Source organism: Lunatibacter salilacus (genome assembly GCF_009797935.1).
Lineage (GTDB): Bacteria > Bacteroidota > Bacteroidia > Cytophagales > Cyclobacteriaceae > Lunatibacter > Lunatibacter salilacus.
Genome location: NZ_VOLC01000008.1, coordinates 116496 through 136395 on the forward strand (window position 1 = coordinate 116496; position 19900 = coordinate 136395).

The 19900-nt window shown below is 42.9% G+C and carries 15 protein-coding genes; 8 read left to right on the forward strand and 7 right to left on the reverse strand.

Features of this window, described 5'->3' with window-relative positions:
• The first annotated feature begins 159 nt into the window (after nt 1–159).
• On the forward strand, nt 160–1542 hold the full coding sequence (locus tag FQ608_RS12500; RefSeq protein WP_158858572.1) for an FAD-binding oxidoreductase: 1383 nt from the start codon (nt 160–162) through the stop codon (nt 1540–1542).
• A 225-nt stretch (nt 1543–1767) separates the two neighbouring features.
• Here FQ608_RS12500 and FQ608_RS12505 read toward each other — a convergent pair whose 3' ends face one another.
• Both FQ608_RS12505 and FQ608_RS12510 read right to left on the reverse strand, forming a co-directional pair.
• Nucleotides 1768–4182 (reverse strand): TonB-dependent receptor domain-containing protein, encoded by a 2415-nt coding sequence (locus FQ608_RS12505; protein WP_158858573.1) that lies wholly within the window; start codon nt 4180–4182, stop codon nt 1768–1770.
• Nucleotides 4183–4441: 259 nt separating this feature from the next.
• Nucleotides 4442–4852 (reverse strand): helix-turn-helix domain-containing protein, encoded by a 411-nt coding sequence (locus tag FQ608_RS12510; RefSeq protein WP_158858574.1) that lies wholly within the window; start codon nt 4850–4852, stop codon nt 4442–4444.
• Nucleotides 4853–5040: 188 nt separating this feature from the next.
• Between FQ608_RS12510 and FQ608_RS12515 the strand changes: the two genes are divergently transcribed.
• Nucleotides 5041–8040, forward strand: a complete 3000-nt coding sequence (locus FQ608_RS12515; protein WP_158858575.1) for a SusC/RagA family TonB-linked outer membrane protein — start codon at nt 5041–5043, stop codon at nt 8038–8040.
• A 10-nt stretch (nt 8041–8050) separates the two neighbouring features.
• A complete protein-coding gene (locus tag FQ608_RS12520) occupies nt 8051–9403 on the forward strand; it encodes a RagB/SusD family nutrient uptake outer membrane protein (protein WP_158858576.1) in 1353 nt (450 codons plus the stop codon).
• Between the two features lie 48 nt (nt 9404–9451).
• Here FQ608_RS12520 and FQ608_RS12525 read toward each other — a convergent pair whose 3' ends face one another.
• The gene (locus FQ608_RS12525) at nt 9452–10120 is read right to left on the reverse strand and encodes a metallophosphoesterase (RefSeq protein WP_158858577.1); all 669 of its coding nucleotides are present in this window, start codon (nt 10118–10120) and stop codon (nt 9452–9454) included.
• Nucleotides 10121–10263: 143 nt separating this feature from the next.
• Here FQ608_RS12525 and carB point away from each other — a divergent pair, with 143 nt between their 5' ends.
• The 4 genes from carB (at nt 10264) to FQ608_RS12545 (ending at nt 15500) form a co-directional block, all read left to right on the forward strand.
• Nucleotides 10264–13083, forward strand: coding sequence for a carbamoyl-phosphate synthase large subunit (gene carB / locus FQ608_RS12530; protein WP_158858578.1), 2820 nt, complete (start codon nt 10264–10266; stop codon nt 13081–13083).
• Between the two features lie 263 nt (nt 13084–13346).
• Nucleotides 13347–13592, forward strand: a complete 246-nt coding sequence (locus FQ608_RS12535) for a DUF4834 domain-containing protein (protein ID WP_158858579.1) — start codon at nt 13347–13349, stop codon at nt 13590–13592.
• A gap of 45 nt (nt 13593–13637) precedes the next feature.
• Complete coding sequence (locus FQ608_RS12540; RefSeq protein WP_158858580.1) at nt 13638–14177, forward strand: hypothetical protein; 540 nt, start codon at nt 13638–13640, stop codon at nt 14175–14177.
• A 201-nt stretch (nt 14178–14378) separates the two neighbouring features.
• Nucleotides 14379–15500 carry a hypothetical protein gene (locus tag FQ608_RS12545; protein WP_158858581.1) on the forward strand — a complete coding sequence of 374 codons (1122 nt, stop codon included), beginning with the start codon at nt 14379–14381 and terminating at the stop codon, nt 15498–15500.
• A gap of 42 nt (nt 15501–15542) precedes the next feature.
• On the opposite strand, the gene FQ608_RS12550 is transcribed toward FQ608_RS12545, so the two are convergent.
• Nucleotides 15543–16310, reverse strand: a complete 768-nt coding sequence (locus FQ608_RS12550) for a hypothetical protein (protein ID WP_158858582.1) — start codon at nt 16308–16310, stop codon at nt 15543–15545.
• A gap of 241 nt (nt 16311–16551) precedes the next feature.
• On the opposite strand from FQ608_RS12550, the gene FQ608_RS12555 reads away from it, so the two are divergent.
• A complete protein-coding gene (locus tag FQ608_RS12555; protein WP_158858583.1) occupies nt 16552–17136 on the forward strand; it encodes a porin family protein in 585 nt (194 codons plus the stop codon).
• Between the two features lie 137 nt (nt 17137–17273).
• Here FQ608_RS12555 and FQ608_RS12560 read toward each other — a convergent pair whose 3' ends face one another.
• From FQ608_RS12560 to FQ608_RS12570, 3 genes are read right to left on the reverse strand one after another with little or no spacing between them, the layout of a single operon-like run.
• Complete coding sequence (locus FQ608_RS12560) at nt 17274–17597, reverse strand: hypothetical protein (protein ID WP_158858584.1); 324 nt, start codon at nt 17595–17597, stop codon at nt 17274–17276.
• Nucleotides 17598–17617: 20 nt separating this feature from the next.
• Entirely contained in the window at nt 17618–18124 is a 507-nt protein-coding gene (locus tag FQ608_RS12565) for a hypothetical protein (protein WP_158858585.1), read from the reverse strand.
• Nucleotides 18125–18134: 10 nt separating this feature from the next.
• Nucleotides 18135–19772 (reverse strand): carbon starvation CstA family protein, encoded by a 1638-nt coding sequence (locus FQ608_RS12570; RefSeq protein ID WP_158858586.1) that lies wholly within the window; start codon nt 19770–19772, stop codon nt 18135–18137.
• Between the last annotated feature and the right edge of the window lie 128 nt (nt 19773–19900).

A 19900-nucleotide genomic window follows, 5' to 3' on the forward strand; every position in this document is an offset into this window, starting at 1 on the left:
TAGAAAATGAATTTGCTAGAGCAATCTATACTTCAGAATGTAACGATTGTACGATAATTTGAAACATATGTACTAACAGGCTCATGGGATAATTTAATAAGTTTACCAAATGAGTCTTTTTGAAGTTTTCAAACTATTTCCGACATAAATTAAATTCCCATGATCACTACTACAAAAAAATCGCAAAATCCCAACCCAATTTTAGCATGGGAAGAATTGAGAAGCACTTTGACAGGCACGCTCATATTGCCCGATTCAGAAATTTACGATAAATCCAGGGCGATTTGGAATGGTATGATCGACAGGAAACCTGCCTGTATAGTAAAATGTGCTAATGTCAATGATGTAGTTTCAGCTGTCAATTTTGGAAGGGAACAGCAGTTATTGGTGGCAGTAAAGGGTGGAGGACATAATGCTGCTGGATTTGCTATGTGTGATGAGGGAATGGTCATTGACCTTTCCAATATGAAGGAAATCGAAGTAGATCCGAAGTTAAGAACGGTAGTGGCCCAGCCGGGTGTTTTATGGGGAGAATTTGATAAAGCAACCCAGGAACATGGATTGGCTGTGACCGGAGGGGCGGTAACCACCACAGGTATCGCAGGCCTTACCTTGGGTGGGGGAGTTGGTTGGTTGATGGGAAAATACGGTGCCACCTGTGATAACCTGCTTTCCGCAGAACTTGTAACTGCCGATGGACAGGTTTTGACGGCGAGCCCTGAAGAAAATCCTGATCTTTTTTGGGCCATCAGAGGGGGTGGGGGTAATTTTGGAATTGTTACTTCCTTTGAATTCCAGTTGCATCAGGTCGGGAATATCATTGGGGGCATGGTCCTGCACCCCATGGAGAAAATAGTAGAAGTACTTAAGTTTTTCCGGAGTTTTACCCAAAATGCTCCTGATGAATTAACCGTCTATGCTGGTGCCATGACAAGCCCGGATGGTATTCCCATGGTTGCCCTTATTTTATGCTACTGCGGACATGACCTGAACGAGGGCAAAAGGATTATCGCTCCACTGCGGGAATTTGGTCCCCCTTTGGCCGATATGATTGGAACCATGCCATATCTCCAACAACAGTCCATGCTGGATGCAGCGGCTCCCCATGGACTATTCAGTTACTGGAAAGCAAACCAACTCACCACATTAAGCGATGAGGCCATTGAAGTAATTAAAAACCAAGTTCTACTGGTTACTTCCCCCAGGACGATGACCCTTATCGAACACCACCATGGGGCAATCAATAATGTAGCCCAGGATTCAACCGCCTTTATGCAAAGGAACTCATCCTATGATTTTATTATTATATCATTATGGAATGAATCTGAGGAGTCCCCTATTCATATTGAGTGGACCAGGAATTTTTTTGAAGCCATGAAGCCTTTTTTCAGCAGTGGTGTCTATGTCAACGCACTTTTTAACGATGAAGGTCCTGACCGTGTCAGGGCTGCCTACGGGGATAATTACGAAAGATTACGTCATATAAAACAAATATATGATCCCAAAAACTTCTTCAGGTGTAACAACAATATAGTACCCTAGCTAAAAAGGTAACAATAAGCATTTTATAAAGCCGCAGGAGAACAAAAGAAGCTTTAAAATGGGCCTTCTCTGGATGTTATATACCCTTTGGTGACGGCTGGGTTAATGCCGATAGCTATCGGCATGTAACTTTTCGCCCCGCTCTTATATCCCTTCAAAGATCAAAAACCCCGTTTCTTACCGGCTGGATAAATTTATTTTCCCACCTAAAAATTTGACAGCGGGTCAATTGGTAACCCTTTGCTGTTCTTCTTGGGATCCTACTTTTCTATCTCTGGTTCCTTTGATTTTGCTATTTCCAAACTTATAGGTGTAGGTGGCCATAAATACCCTTTTTTCAAATTTGAGTCTACCTGAAAAATCGATATCAGCGGCCTCAAATGACCGCCACCTTAATTGATTGGTTTCGAGAATGTCATTGCAGGATACCCTTATTACCCCGGCTTTTTCAAACTCCTTTTGAATTCCGAGATTGATAAAGCCTCTGGACAGCCAATTAAAATATCCGTTGATGACGGGAGACCTATAATTCCCCGTCAACTCTACGGTGTATTTTTTGGGAAGCGTAAAGGTATTGGTCAACACGACCTGCAGCCCTTTCTGGTCTACCTCATAAACCTCTCCATTCAGCACTGAATTGACTTTTTGATAATTTGAAGTGAAGTTGTTTTGGGTTTCCCACCAGGGTGTCACTTCCAAAGGGAAAGCCACAATCATGGAAACCGTCTGCCTTTGGTCAATATTTTCCGATTTTAGAAACACAGTATTTGTTTCTTCATCCAGGGTAGGTTGAAACCGTGCAATTAAATCTTTGTCCATGCTATGCTGCACCGAGAAAATCCAGCTTTTGAAAGAATAATCTGTTTTGATGGTATTGGTGTAGGTAGGTAGGATGTTTTCATTTCCGGCAAAAAATGTAAAAGGGTCAGAAAAAAACACAAAAGGTGCTATCTCATTGAAAGTAGGGCGGGTGATCCTGCGTCCATAAGACACCTGAACCAAGTTGTCGGGATTGATTTTTCTGGACAAAAATGTAGTTGGAAAGAAATCCCCGTAATGCCTGTAAACAATTTGCTCTCCTGAAAGGGTAGTCAGTTTGGTTTTGGTGTTCTCGTACCTTAGCCCTGCATTTAGAGTAGTCTTTTCATCAAGTGTGATTTTGGCCGAGGAAAAAGCCGCCAATATATCTTCATGAAGAAGGCCATCATTTGTGAATTTTGCATCAATTAGCCAATCTGATCCAAAATTCTCTTCGAAAGCAACTGTATTGGTCAATGTTGAGAACGTGCCCCGGATACCTGATTCTACAGCTACTGATTCCCCGATTTTCCTGGAATGGTTCATATCTGTCACCCAAAGCTCAATTGGGGTATCTTTGCTTATTCTGAAGTTCTTTGAATTGATCAAATCATTGGATTCATTGTAATTCATAATGGTATATGCCGATGGATTGAAATTTTTGTAGGTCAAGTAATCTACGTTGGTACTGATGACCTGTCCGTTTTGGAATGTATGATGAAGATTAATATTGCCCATGACATGACTCCATTTATTGACTTCTACCGTTGTCATCCTAAAAAGGGTATCCGGGGAAATGGAATAATTGGATTTTGTGACATTGGGTGCAGTTAGATCCCAACGGTTATTATAGCCGCTGACCAAGCCACTGAGGATGGTATTATTTCCTAATTTGTAGTCAAACCCTGTCTGATAATTGATGGACTTTCTGGTGGAAAACCGATCAGTGTAGGTATCAATACCAATGTCTTCAAATCCGTTGTTGTTGCCTCTAAATTGTTCCCATTCTGCTACCTGATCTACATAGGTCGAGGACAGAAGAGCAAACCAACTGAATTTCGGTCCTTGATGGTTGAGATTGAAGCTCATATTGCCATTATAACCAGATCCATAGCCTTGTCCGACTGTCAGGGAACCATTGGTGCCTATTAAATCATTGTCCTTTTTCATCACGATATTGATAAACCCTGCATCACCGTCCGCATCATAGTTGGCAGGGGGGACAGTAATGATTTCGATCTTTTCGACATCACTGGAATTCAGACCGGCCAACATCTGATAAGCCGCCTCTAGGGGCATTCTGAATCTTTGGCCATTCATCAGGATTACCACTCCGTTCTTACCTAAAACGGAGAGCGAATTACTCTGCCTGTTTACCGATACACCGGGAGACCTATCCAGCACATCGATGACCGACAATCCGGCAGCCGAAATGCTGTTCGCCACATTTACCACCATTTTACCCTGTTCCAACTCAAAAAAAGGACGGGTGGCCGTGACGATAATCTCTTCCAATTCCTCTTCTAGTTCATGTAATATGGAGGGAGTTAATAATAGTTCCTCTTCTACTGATACGTTAATCCTATCAAGAAACCTGTGAAATCCCACTGTGGTTATCGACAATAGGTATTCATTGGGGGTAACCTGGTCAAAATAAAAACTTCCGTCTGACTCAGAAACCACACCTTTTACCAATGAGGAATCCTTTTCTGATAGTAATAGGACATTGGCAAATGGTAATGGCTCTCCATCCAGATTCGTTACCCTTCCACTAATTTGGCTTTGTGCACAAAGGAGAGTTGACAAGTTGAAAAATACGAATAGTAAGGCGAAATTTTTCATATCCGAACTGTTTTCAGGGTCCTATATTTCATGCAACATGATCGTTGATAATTCATAGGGAAGTTAGAGACATTGATCAGGCAGGTGTTAGTTCATATGTTCCAAATTGTAGTAGAAATGTTTCAATTGCTTGAAATGCGGAATAGCTCCAGAACCAATATTAAAAAAGGACTATGCTGATGGGGGTGATGTAAAATTTACCGACGCATTTTTGCAGAAAACTAAATGCCAAATCTATTTTAAAAGGAGCCAAACGTACTCAATGGTGAATATATCCAGAAGGAGTGTTTCCAAAATGTTTTTTAAAACATTTATTGAAATAGGATAAACTGTTAAAACCGACCGCATAGGCAACCGCAGTTACATTTCCGGCTTTTTGTTTCAAGAGGCTCTTTGCTCTTTTCAGTCGGAATACCCTGATATATTCAGTCGCAGAACAGTCGGTCAATGCCTTCGGTTTTCGGTGCAGATTAGTTCGGCTCATTCCAATTTCCCTGATGAATATTTTCACATCAAATTCCGATTTCATGATATTTTCCCCCAGAATATCCATGGCTCTTTTCAGGAATCTTTCATCTATTGATGTCACTGCAATTTCGGAGGGCTGCAAGCTGAGAGAGCGGATTAATTTTTTCCGTAGTTTTTTTCTGCCTTCAATGGGATTTGCCATCGATCTAAAAATGAGCTTTTTAGTTCAATATCAAGTAATCGAATAGTTTCGGAACCTTTTTCACGACACTATAACAGGGAACTTTAAAGTTGAAATTTAATTAAATAGTATTTTTTTTATTTAAACAGTATTGTATATTCACGATTTAGTCATATAATTATCGTCTCAACTTAACCAACTATATATTTATGAAAAAACTATTATGGATAATTTGTGCAGCTCTATTCTTTCATTTTGGTGCCTACGCCCAAAGTGAGGTATCGGGCAAAGTTACTTCGAGGGTGAACCAGGAGCCCCTTCCCGGAGTAAGCATTCTCGTCAAAGAAACTGGTACCGGAGTCGTGACGAATGAAGCGGGGGAATTTTCCCTTATGGTACCTGAAGGTGGAAGAACGCTAGTTTTTTCATTTATTGGCATGGCCAAACAAGAAATCGTAATTGGAAATCAGAGCGTATTTGATATCCGGCTTGCGGAGGATCAGCAAAGCTTGGACGAAGTCGTCGTCATCGGGTACGGCACGATGGACAGGAGACGGTTGGCATCCGCAGTCAGTACAATCGGTAGCGACGAACTGGACAAAGACCCCTTGCCCTCTCTGACACAGGCCATTCAGGGAAAAGCAGGAGGAGTGCAAGTAACCCAAAACTCAGGAACTCCCGGCGGGGGTATCAGTATCCGGGTCAGGGGGACCACTTCCATCAACGCCAGTTCTGAGCCGCTTTATGTCATAGACGGAGTTCCCGTAAACAGTACCACCAACTTTATCGGAGGCCAAGATTTTAACTTTGGCGGTGCTGATCAGGGAATCAACATATTGGCATCCATCAATCCCAGCGATATTGCTTCGATCGAGATATTAAAAGATGCTGCCGCTACAGCCATTTATGGTGCAAGGGCCTCAAACGGGGTTGTTCTTGTTACTACCAAAAGAGGGCGCGCCAATGAAAGCCGGATTAGCATTAATGCCTACGCCGGATATTCAGAAGTGCCCAAAGAGCGAAGATTGCCGTTTATGAATTCGGTCGAATACGTGGATTATATACAGGATCTTTGGAGTTATAGACCGCAAGGCGGATCCCCCAATCCGCTGTTATTGGATACATCCGTTGATACCGATTGGCAGAGCGAAACCTTTCGGCAGGCAGCCATACAGAATTATGAAATATCCGCAACAGGCGGAAGTGAAAAGACCCAATATTATACTTCTGTCGGCTATTTCAATCAGGAGGGAACGATCAAAAATTCCGGGTTTCACCGCTACAGCTTCAGGTTGAACTTGGATCACCAACATAGTGACAAATTGCAGTTCAGCGCCAATGTGAACCTTACCACTGCCGTTAATCGAAGAATTCAGGAAGAAAATTCCCGGTCAGCGCCTATACGTAATGGACTAGTCACGCCTCCTACCTTGGGGGTTACCGATCAGAATGGAGACTGGATCTTTGATCCACAGGTTACCTCTAGAGAAAACCCAGTCGCCTGGCTAACATTACCTTCCAATACAGCTGAAAATCTCCGAATACTAACCAATGTGGGAGCCACTTATAAATTTACAGAGGGCCTTTCGTTTAGGACAAATTTTGGGGTAGATTTGAGTACTATTGAAGAAAACTTCTTCCTGCCGCCCAACGGTGTACGTTTCAACCAAGGAATTGGACTTGGAGGAAGTCGCATATCCAAGGATCAGTTGTGGCTGAATGAAAACTACCTTCAATTTGAGAAAGAAATCGACGAGAACAATAGCTTCGATGCGATTCTCGGGCTGTCCTTTCAGGAATCCAACTTTTCTTTTACAGATGCGAGAAGAACCAATTTTCCCTTCAACGAAATCCCAATCATCAGTGCGGGAGGAATAATAAGCGGTGCCAATGCAGGTGTGCAGGAGTGGAGTATCGTTTCTTATTTCTCCAGGATAAATTATAACTTCAAAAATAAGTATTTTCTAACAGCCAATTATCGGATAGATGGATCCTCTAGATTTGGCGCACTTAACAAATATGCCCATTTCCCTTCAGTGGCGGTTGCATGGAGACTCGGCGACGAGGACTTTATGCAGGATAATGGGGTGTTTGAAAACCTAAAGCTGAGAACGAGCTGGGGACTTTCAGGAAACCAGGAAATACCCAACTACGTCAATCAAATTTTGTATTCCGGCGGCCAGGTTTACAACCAGCAGGCTGGCTTTACACCAAACGTATATGGCAGTGGTGAGCTGGGTTGGGAGACTACCGAGCAGTACAATTTAGGGGTAGATTTCTCTATGTTTAATGGAAGGATTAGTGTATTGGCAGATTATTATGTCAAAAACACGAGAGATCTACTAATCAACGTGCAAATTCCGCGAACATCCGGCTATAGAACCACATTCACTAATTTGGGAGAAATCCAAAACCGAGGATTTGAGTTCGAGCTGCAGTCAAGGAACCTTACTGGGGAGTTTGTATGGAATACGTCCCTTAATATGACTTTCAACAGAAATGAAGTCAAGGCCCTGCCCGAGGGTGATTTATTGGGAGGAATAGGGAACTTCAATATTGCCCGTGAAGGAATGCCATTGGGGTCTTTCTTCGGTTGGGTAATGCATGGGGTCAATCCGGAAACGGGCATGATCGACTTTGAACGCGAAGACGGTACGCTAGGCGCCCCCACCCGGCAACAAGACCGACAGATTATAGGTAATCCCAACCCCCGGCTTTTCGGAGGTATTACCAACAACTTCTTTTACAAGAACTTTGATTTCAGTGTTATGGGTCAGTTCGTCGGCGGTGTAGAACTGTACAACTATACGGCATTCTACCGTCTGTCCGGCTTCAACCTTAGTGGTAATGGAGACAGCATGTGGACTAGGAGATGGAGACAGCCAGGTGACATTACCGATGTGCCAAGACCTTCTCCGGGAAGCCTGGACAATGCGGCAGTTTCTACCAGATGGGTGGAAGATGGCTCATTTTTCAGGATCCGGAACATTACGTTGGGGTATTCGCTGCCAGCTACTATAGCTGAAAGGCTCAAGGTTGCAAATCTTAGAATATATACGACCGTTCAAAATGCTTTTGTATTTACGAAATACACAGGCTATGATCCGGAAGTTAATGCCATGTCCAGTGACGGTATCGCATACGGCACCGACCACAGCAACTATCCGCAGCCTAGAATTTTCACCGGAGGAATCAATGTTACCTTTTAAAGAAACAATCATGAGAAAATATTTTAATAAACTCTTTGTCCTGGGTGTTGCGTTTTTCATGTTGTCATGTGATGATTTTATAGAAAAACAACCCATAGACCAGTTAAGTCAGGCTACTTTCTTTACCGATGTGGCTACTACACGGACGGCAGTAATTGGAGCATACAGAACCCTAACCAGCAGCTTCAGCTATGGACAGGCGTTTATAACCATACCTGAATTCGCAGCCGGGCATATGGCACATATTTCCAGCTTTCCAGAATATGTTGAATACCAGAATTTCGATATTCGGATTGATAATCCCTGGTCATTGAATATATGGACGGCCTCCTATGCCACTATCAACGCAGCGAATAATATTATTTTCTTTGCTCCTGAAATAGCGGGTTTTGGGACCAATAATGAACTTCAAAATCTGGTAAGAGAAGCCCGCTTTTTACGGGCGCTTTCCTATTTTAACTTGGTGAGAGGTTGGGGAGATGTCCCTTTGATTCTGATCCCTACTTCCCGGCAGACAACAAGTGGCGACTTGCGTGTGTCTAGAAATGCGGTAGCGGAGGTTTACGCCGCCATCATTTCTGACCTTACCCAAGCTCTGGAACTACCCTTGACAGCTAGCGGTACAGGTAAAGGGCGTGCGACAGGTTTGGCTGCCCGCGCATTGCTTTCCAAAGTCCATTTGTATAATGGAAACTATTCGGATGCCGCACAGCTTGCTGAGGAGGTCGTGGGTAATTCCAGCTATATGTTAGCTGAGGATTTTTCCGACATTTGGCTCACGGAGAATTCTTCCGAATCCATTTTTGAACTGCAGTTTGACCAGCAGACCCCCAATACCTTTGTGACGAATGCCAACCCAGCATCACGGCAAGAATTTTTTGCTTTAGAAGCCGCTTTGGATGTCTTCGAAGAAAATGACCTAAGGAGGGATTTTACTATTCGAACAGCTGCCAACAATACAGGCGAAGATCAACTGTATGTAGGTAAGTACAGAAACTTCAACCCGCCAAGCCAGAATGTGCCCATTTTCAGATTGGCTGAGGTATATCTGATTCATGCGGAAGCTAGTGCTAAAGCGGTATCTGCCGTCACAGCTTCTTCCCTGGAGAGCTTAAATGCCATCCGGGAGCGAGCGGGATTGGATCCAGTAACTTCTGCTGCTTCGGTAGAAGCATTTTCCAGGTTGGTTCAGGAGGAAAAGCGCAAGGAGATGATGTTCGAATCAGAAACTTGGTTTGATCTAACCCGTACGGGGCTGGCGTCGGAAATTTTGGGTGTTTCAACCGTCCAAAAATACCTCTTTCCCATTCCTCAACTGGAACTGGATTTGAATCAGAATCTCGTTCAAAATCCGGGTTACTAACATTCCACGATGAACAAGAGCACTGAGCCACTTAAAGGCTCAGTGCTTTTAATTTACATCCAAATTATTTGTGGGAATATTAATTTCTTCCAACAGGTTGCCTTGGTAATCTAATTTAACGCCTGTAAGGCAAATCCCTCTGAACGCCCCCGTATCTATATTCCAAACAGGAGGATTCGACTGAAACGTCGCTTTTCCGTTCACCTGCGGTGTATGTCCAATTACCTGTAGTTTGCCGATATTTTTCCACGGACCTCTGTTCCAAAGGACTCCCATGCGGTCATCAACATCTAAGGGGTTTTCAACATGAGTCACGCCTGCGTGGGACACAAAAACTGACTCGTTCTCCCATATCAACTCCCTGCTTTCCAACCATCCGATAAAGTCCGATGGCTCCAAAGAAAAATCATTAAAACCAGCCAAGGTTGATTTGCCCCCATTGGTTAACCAATGTCCGGTTGTGTCATCTTCTTTAAGGTAACGCAGCATCATTTGTTCGTGATTTCCCCTTAGAAAGACAGTCTTATCTGGAAATTCCCGCTGCAAATCTTGGGATAGGTCTAAGCATTGTGGACTAAAATTCCCCCTATCCACCAAGTCACCCAGCTGAATAAGGAGTTCACTTTCAGGATTCCAATGAATCAAAAGCTCCTGATATGTATGCCAGCATCCATGTACATCCCCTATGATAAATAATCTAGTATTTTTATCTTCCATTATTACATCTTTACACGGCTGAACCTAGCTTTACTTGGTATAATCTCCGCTAAATATGGAAGAAGCCGTGTATCTTTAAATATTTTGGTTAATTTTGCACCAATTTAGCCATAAGTAAATTCTACTCAAAACGAAATCTTAAAATGCCAAAAGACAGTAGCATCAAACATGTACTCATTATAGGGAGCGGGCCTATTGTAATCGGCCAAGCGTGTGAATTTGATTATGCGGGTTCACAAGCGGCCAGGTCACTCAGGGAAGAGGGCATTATCGTAACGTTGATCAACTCCAACCCGGCCACCATCATGACTGATCCTGTAACTGCGGACAATGTCTACCTTCTACCTTTGGAAAAAAAATCCATCATCAAAATTCTAAAGGACCATCCGGACATCGATTGTGTACTTCCTACCATGGGAGGACAGACTGCACTTAATCTGGCCATCGATTGTGATAAAGCAGGTATATGGGAGAAGTTTGGCACCCGTATGATCGGTGTGGACATTGATGCTATTGAAACGGCAGAAAACCGGGAAAAGTTTAAAGCCCTGATGGAGAAGCTTGACGTAAGCGTCTGCAAAGGCCGTACTGCTACCTCATTCCTTATGGGGAAAGAAATCGCGCAAGAGATAGGTTTTCCTTTAGTCATTCGTCCATCCTATACCCTAGGAGGTACGGGAGGGGGATTTGTGGATAGCCCCGACAATTTTGAAAAGGCATTGATGGCAGGCCTGCAAGCTTCACCCACACATGAGGTGCTTATTGAGCAAAGTATCATGGGCTGGAAGGAATATGAATTGGAAGTATTGAGAGACACCATTGGCAACATGGTTGTGATCTGCTCCATAGAAAACTTCGACCCCATGGGAGTGCATACGGGTGATTCGATCACGGTAGCCCCAGCTATGACGCTGCCTGACACTGTCTACCAATGGATGAGGAATCTCGCCATCAAGATGATGAACGGGATCGGGAATTTTGCCGGTGGCTGTAACGTACAGTTTGCTGTCAGTCCTGATAATAAAACCATCATAGGAGTAGAAATCAACCCTCGGGTTTCCCGATCCTCGGCGCTGGCTTCCAAGGCTACAGGCTATCCCATTGCAAAGGTGGCGGCTAAACTAGCCATCGGTTACAATTTGGATGAATTGAAAAATTCCATCACGGGAAGTACCTCGGCATTTTTTGAACCCGCTATAGACTATGTAATCGTAAAAATTCCCCGATGGAACTTTGACAAATTCAAAGGATCCGATAGGAAATTGGGATTGTCAATGAAATCAGTAGGGGAGGTAATGGGCATCGGAAGAAACTTCCAAGAGGCCCTTCAAAAAGCCTGTCAGTCCCTGGAAATCAAACGAAATGGACTCGGTGCGGACGGCAAGGAAATCCGGAATCAGGATGAAATATTATATAGCTTGGCCAATCCGAGCTGGAATCGATTATTCCACATTTATGATGCCTTCAAACTTGGGATTTCCTTCCGGACAATTCAGGACCTGACCAAGATCGATAAGTGGTTCCTTAAGCAAATTGAGGAATTGGTACATCTCGATATAAAAATTGGGACGTATACCCTCGAGAATATCCCCTATGACCTGATGAAAATTGCCAAACAAAAGGGATATGCCGACAGGCAAATTGCCCATCTGATCGGCTGCCTCGAAAGTGAGGTTTTTCAAAAAAGAAGGGATGAGATGGGTATTCGCCGGGTATATAAATTGGTGGACACCTGTGCTGCTGAATTTGAAGCGCAGACTCCGTATTACTATTCTAGTTTTGGAGATGAAAACGAGTCCATAGCATCTGACCGCAAAAAAGTTGTGGTGCTGGGTTCAGGTCCCAACCGCGTGGGGCAGGGGATTGAGTTTGACTACTCCTGTGTACATGGTGTTCTGGCTGCTAAGGAGTGTGGCTATGAGACCATTATGATTAATTGTAACCCTGAGACGGTTTCCACGGATTTTGATATTGCCGACAAGCTTTACTTTGAGCCGGTATTTTGGGAACATATATATGAAATTATCTTACATGAAAATCCCATAGGCGTAATCGTACAGTTGGGAGGACAGACGGCACTGAAGCTGGCTGAAAAACTGGATAAATACAATATTCCAATCATCGGGACTAGTTTCAGAGCATTGGATTTGGCAGAGGACAGGGGAAGTTTCTCCACTCTCCTTAAAGACAACAATGTGCCCTATCCGGAATTTGGCACGATCCACAATACAGACGAGGCGCTTGAATTGTGCAAAAGACTTGGATTTCCGCTCTTAGTGAGACCGTCTTATGTATTAGGTGGGCAGGGTATGAAAATAGTAATCAATGAAAAGGAGTTGGAAGAGCATGTAGTTAACGTGCTTCGAGATATTCCCAACAATGAAATCTTGCTAGATCACTTCTTGGAAGGGGCTATCGAAGCGGAAGCAGATGCCATCTGTGATGGAGAAAACGTTTATATCATCGGTATAATGCAGCATATCGAGCCGGCAGGCATTCACTCCGGAGACTCCTACGCCGTACTCCCACCCTATAATTTGGGAGACTTGGTGATACGTCAAATCGAAACCTATACCGAGCGGATTGCTTTGGCACTGGAAACAAAAGGTCTTATCAACATACAATTTGCCATCAAAAATGACAAAGTATATGTCATCGAGGCAAACCCAAGAGCCTCACGGACGGTGCCCTTTATCTGTAAGGCCTATGCAGAACCTTATGTCAATTATGCTACCAAGGTGATGCTGGGTGAAAAGAAGGTGACAGATTTTAATTTCAACCCGGTAAAAAAGGGGTATGCTATCAAGGAACCTGTCTTTTCTTTCCACAAATTCCCGAATGTAAATAAGGAGTTAGGTCCTGAGATGAAATCCACAGGTGAGGCCATCTATTTTATCGATGACCTGATGGATGATTACTTCCTGAAGATCTATTCTGAAAGGAACATCTACTTAAGTAAATAAATCTTAGGTTTCACGGTCTGGAATGTAAGCAATTTCGGACTGTGGAACCTATTGAATTTGGAAATTTGCGAATTTTATAAGAAATTACTATTCTAAGTAGAGGAAAATCCGGGGTGAAAGGAAACGTTTTGGCGGGAAAGCCGTGTTATACCTTCAGCGTGTCCCTACGGTAATCACATAAGATTTGGAGTAAGAGCGTATTGGTGATGCCATTTCGAAAACCGCATAATCTTAGTGGTTAATTATTTTAAAAGACCAGTGAAATGATTTTAAAACTTATTATATTCTTTATAGCCATTGGTTGGATAATGTCCAGCTTGGTAAAGTATTTTCTCCGGAGTAAGCTGAAAAAATTTGTGGATCAGGTAAATGAAGCGCAACGCACAGAAAACCGGCAAAAATCCCGACCAAGAGATGGGAATGTCGATGTAGACTATATCCCTAAAGGAAAAACGACAGGCACCATACGTGGAGGAGACTATATTGACTATGAAGAAGTTAAGGATTAAATAAGTTATTTTTAATTTTCAATTTTTTTTATACCTTTATTCCCGATGAAGAAAGGGATTTCCATATTGCTTTTGGGATGTTTTTTGGTGTACCATTTTGGATTCTATATTTTTTATTTCGCCTATCAACATCACATCGAATCGGAATGGTCTGCTAAAGTTTTTGACGAGCAATTATTTTCGATGCATGTATTAGAAATACCCATGAGACTTCCTTACATGATAGACAATGAGGAGTTTCATCTGACCAACATACCTTTTAGTATGGATGGAAAATCATACCGGGGTATCAAAAAAAGATTTATCAATGACGCCTTTCAGCTCGTCTATGTGCCCGACCATGCTAAAATTAATCTTGAACTCAGCTTAAAGCAATGGGTCATTTCCCTTACCCCGGACGGTTCGTCCGATCAGCAAAAGGATATAGTACTGGGCAAAAGTCCTGTCAAGGATTATTTGTCTCCTTCTGAAAGATTTGTTTTTTTATCTACAATTAGTAATCAGGCTTTCTGCTTTGCAGAATATTTTTCTATCTATCATGCCGTAGAAGTCCAGGTCACTGCCCCCCCTCCACAGGTTGCATAAATTTTCTTAGAATCAGTTTGTCTTGGAGTTTTTCCAGACCAGCTAATGCATTCCATTTAGCCAATCTATTTGGTGTATGAGCAATGCCAAATAATCATTCCTATAGCACAGTTATCCTGGATAGTTGCCTTTTGGGCTTTCCTATGGGGTGGCTGCTGTTAGAGGTTAAATTTTATCAACCTAATCAAAAAGAAAACAACAATGAAAACCTTTACCTATATATTATGCCTATTTGTGACAATTGGCTTTACAAGCTCCCTTGTTCAGGCACAAGGCTGTGTTGCTATTCGACAATTTTCGGGTGTGGGCAATGCCCTCAATCAAGGTGAGATCCTGCAAAAGGGCGATTTTAACATCGGAACCAATTACCGTTATTTCAGATCCTTTAGACACTTCAAAGGCACCCATGAGGAACCGGACCGCGTAGCGAATAATACGGAAGTAATCAATTGGTCCCATTCCGTGGACCTGAACCTGAGCTATGCAGTCACGGACAGGTTTTATGTCGCAGCTTCCCTGCCATTTGTCTATAACGAACGAAGTTCTCTTTATGAACATGGAAGGAACTCCCGGCACATGAGTTATTCTGGCGGCATTGCGGATATGCGATTGGGTGGCGGATATTGGCTATTTGCCGGCGAGAAGGCTGCCAAAGGCAATATGGCAATAGGAGCTAGCATCAAATTGCCGACTGGAAACTACAATGCGCGGAGTACCTTTTACAATGTGGGTCCCGAGGGTAGCCCTCAAGTTCGACCTGTTGACCAATCCATACAGCCTGGTGACGGAGGAGTGGGGCTTATTTTAGATACACAGGGATTACGCTTTTTGAAAAATAACTTTATTCTTTATTATGATGGGTTCTATCTCATTAATCCAAGAGAAACGAATGGGACTAGAACTTTCAGAGAGACTCTAAATCCTATTCTATCCAATGAATCCATCATGGCTGTACCTGATCAATATGCATTCAGGGCAGGGGTTTTCCGATCCCTGTTTGTTCATGGATTTGGAGCTTCGTTGGGGGGAAGGATTGAAGGCGTGCCAGTTAGGGACTTGATTGGCGGAAATGAGGGTTTCAGACGGCCTGGATATGTTATTTCAATAGAGCCAGGGGTCAGCTATATGGTAAAGGATTTTACCGTAAGCTTGAACGTTCCGGTGGCAATTTCCCGAAACAGAACCAGAAGCGTCACCGATATCGCCGCATCGACACCGACGAACTACAGACACGGGGATGCTGCCTTTGCGGATTACCTGATTAATGTGGGACTAGCGTGGAGGATTTCCAAAAAAGAGCCGGAACTTTTTAAATCAAATTAAAAGTAAAAACGTCCCTATATCAACTTGAAATCGGGACGTTTTTTACTTTCCGCCGTTTGCGCGAATATCATTTTTGCAATTCTCATCCAGTTCGGGAACAGTAGATCCCATAAGGTTTAGCCCACGGTTGGTTTCTACAGCCCAATACATCAGGCAACTCTCATTATCACAGTGGGATTCGTATTCGTCGTCTTCATGTTCATGCACCATTGCTGTCCCATTATTGACCAAGCCCATCAGGTGACCTAGTTCGTGCAAGGTTACAGTGGTTTCCAATACTGGCAGCGACGGCCTTCTAAATCCACCGGAGTTCTCTACGATGCGGGGACCAAACAATACCATACTCGTGCTGTTATAGGCTGCACCTAGAGCAAAATTTTCCTCCTCATCCTGTGAAAAATACCCATCCACAACCAGCAAAAATACTGTAAAAATCTCTCTTTCATTGTAGCGTTCCCGATGCGTTTCCTCCAGTTCCCGAATATCGGAGATGGTGTAGTTGGCCTGACCAAGGGCTGGTATTTCCTTTTGTCTAAAGATGATCCCGTCCGACTTGTTGACATAGTCCTCAAGAAATGTGACCATTTCACCAAGCATAAAATTGGTGGGACGGTAGCCTGACATGTAGACCATTTCGATCTCCATCCTGGTAAATTGATCCCCAGCCAATAATTGGTTGGCCAATTGCCCTACGCCTAATCGTGCAGCCGGCTTCCCCGCAAAGGGATCCTCCATTACCCGATCGTCAACGCATGAATAGGCCAAACAAATGCAGATTCCTCCGATTAATTTCAGTAGTGTTTTTTTCATCTAAAGATTATAAAATAAACTAACATTCAATTATGAACGAAAAATTTTGGAAAATTACATATTGAAATTTTAAGTTCTTGAGTTAAATCCATTTTTTTTCATGAGGAAAAATTTTCAGTTTAAAATTTCGCATGCTTGTAATAGCCCTTTCCTTTGCAGGACAGTAAACAATAAATTGGCGTTCTTTTTGTTTTATGAATATCGCTTTTTATTTCATTGACTCAAAACAATCCAAAAGCACATGAAAAAGCTAGTAATGTTTATTGCCTTTGCAACATTTGTCAGCCTGCAGGGACAGGCTCAGATCTTTACTATGGGTCCCAAATTCGGTGTCTCGCAAGGAGATGTGAAAGTATTTGAAGGTTTCAGGGGCGAGGACTCCAAGATTGGGTACCATGTAGGTGCCTTTGCGCGAATTAACTTACCGGTTGTTTTTATCCAACCTGAAGTACTTTACACCAATACAGGGGGATCTTTCAGTGACAACACCTTTAACTATAACGTGGAGTTCAACCGCTTGGATGTGCCCATGATGGTTGGTTTAAAGCTTGGTTCAGTGCTTAGACTTCAAGCGGGGCCAGTGGCCACTTATCTGTTGAATGGAAAAATGTCTTCTAACGATGGCGGTACTACCTCAAGGCTTATACCACCGAAGGAGGAATTTACATTTGGATATCAGGCTGGTATCGGATTGGATATTGGAAATTTGGTTTTGGACTTTAAATACGAGGGTGGGATGACCAATGCCATTAACAGCTATGCGGCAGTCCCTACGGATCAGCGCCAAAATCAGCTGATCCTTTCCATGGGCTTTCGATTGTTTTAGGAGATTTATTTCAAATCCGCAACCTTCCCGGTTTTTTTGATAATTAGCTAGTGGTTTAAATTTAGCGGGTGAACCTGGAAGGTTTTCCTTCCTGTTTTACGGAAAAGTACTACGGATTTAGGAATTAATTTCTGATCCTACCAGAGGTATTCCTTTTTCAATACCTCTGATAGTTCTTTAAAGTAATTATCCACCGAAAAGTATTGTTCATGTATCTTCCTGCATTCCATTTGCATGGACAAATAGGAACCATTGTGAAACACTTCTAAAACCCTTTCCACACATCGCTTTTCATTTGTTTCGAAGATAATCTTTTCTTTCCAGAGGATTTGGTTTGCAAAGGGTAGCATGCTATCGGTGTCAACCATTACGGGAATGCGACCCGCTGATAGGGCCTGGTAAAATCGCATTGAGAAGTTTCCTTTGCCCCTGGGAGCCAATATAAAGGCATTTCCAGCCATATTTTCGTCAAACTCCTGTATTAGATTTTATCATGCGGAGACCCTCCCCAGAATTTATCCCTGCAAATAAAATTTGATTTTATGGTTGGCGAGCGTTGGAATGTTTTGATCAACTTCCGTCTAGGCCTACTAGCCAAGCCACAAAATCCTACGCAGGGTACGTTGTCAGAGTGGTGTACTTCAAAAGAGTTTTGATAAAAACTCCAAATATCGGGGAGCGGCAGTTCATTAAAAACCCGGGTTGATTTCTTCAGGCTAGTCCTTAATAGAATAAGCGAGTAAGGTATTGGTAGTTTTTCTTCATAATCCGCTACGATGAATACCAGTGTTTTTTTGGATGACGGATATTGGCTTACAATTTCAGCTAAGGCCCGATTCAAATCCTTCTTTTCCAGCCCCCAAAGAACCTCATTGTGAACAATCAGGTCGCAATCCTCCAAGGATGCATAATTATAACTATTAGAATAAATGACAAAATCCAAAAGACGGTAATCCTTTGGGATGTCATGGTGAAAAATTTTAAGCATTAATGAATGATTAATTTTTAACCATTTCTTTCAGTTCCGGCGCCTTTGAGAGACTTTTTTTGGCTAGAAATATTAGAGCAAAAGAAAGGACAAATAATATAGAAGCAATAATTGAAAGGACATAAGACTCCTGTTTAAAGTTGTTCCATGCAAACAAGCCCAAGGAACTTAGGGTAACCGTAAACATGAAAAACATGGGTATGGTCACAAAGGTAGGATTTACCTTTTTGCGAATTAGCCACACTGAAATTGTCAAAAGTGCCAATGCAGCCAGGAGTTGATTGGCTGAACCGAAAATTGGCCAAAGTGTGGTAAAACCACCACTTTGCAGAAGAAGCACAGATAATACTACAACAACTGTTGTCGAAATGTATCTGTTTTGAGAAATCTTTTTTGCCACAGGCTGCTGCACATCCTCAAAATACTCCTGAAGGGTGAATCGTGCTAACCGGGTGCAGGTGTCCAAGGTGGTAAGCGCAAAGGCAGAAACGGTCAACGCCACAAAGCCAACAGCAAAAGCCTCATTTATGCCCATGGAAGCTATTATAGCACCCAAGCCGTCCGCAAAAAGTGGCACAGGACCCTGCTCTGCCAACCGAGCCATATAATCTGTTCGGGTTAGTACTATAACCGCTCCCACGGCAATGATGGCCAGGAAGGATTCAATTAGCATTCCGCCGTATCCAACAACTTTGGCATCTTCCTCCCTATCCAACTGCTTAGAGGTGGTTCCGGATGCTACCAAGGAATGAAATCCGGAAATCGCGCCGCAGGCAATGGTCACAAACAGGACAGGAAAGATATATCCCAGACTTTCGCTGGAAAAGTGTACTTCCGTATCCATCACAATAGTAGGGTTGGCTACTACTACGCCAACTACCGCAGCAAGGATCAACCCATATAATAGGAAGCTATTGAGATAATCTCGGGGCTGAAGGAGCATGGCTACAGGAGTCACCGATGCAAAAAAGGCATAAATCAAAAGCACGTAAATCCACAATTGGTAATCCAAAACAAATGGTATCTGCATGCCCAAATAAACAAAAAGGTACATGACCACGACCCCCACTACAGTGGCGATGACAAACGCGGATTTCTTATGGGAGGTAAATTTGTTGACAAACCCAAAAGCGATAGCAAGCAGGATAAAAAGGATGGATGCCGAGGCTACTCCCGGATTACTGACGAATGTCTTGGCGATAATATCCGCAAATACGGCAATAATTAAAATCAGTGTGGAGAAACTGAAAAGGATAAACAACTGTTTCCCTTTTCTGCCTATGTTGTTTTGGATGATTACTCCTATGGATTTGCCGTCGTTTCGAAGGGATGCCACCATGCTACCTAAATCATGGACAGCCCCGAAGAATATTCCTCCGACCAAGATCCATATAACAGCAGGCACCCATCCAAAGGTAATTGCGATAATGGGCCCAACTATGGGCCCTGCCCCGGCTATGGAAGCAAAGTGGTGTCCCAGTACTACAATAGGCTTACTAGGCACATAATCCACTCCATCCTTAAATCTGTGGGATGGTGTAATGTTTTTGTTGCTGATTTTGAATTGTTTGAAAACGAACTTGCCATAGGTAAAATACGCTCCCCACAAAATGATGGCGGAAAATAGAAATAGGTATACTAATTGCATTGTATCACAGTATTGTTTTATATTGAGCCTGAAGTAATTTGCCCCTAAAGTAACCCTTCCAAGACGATATCTAATTTTAAATGTAATTAGAAATTTTCTTTTCTCTGAACGTCCTAATATTTAATTTT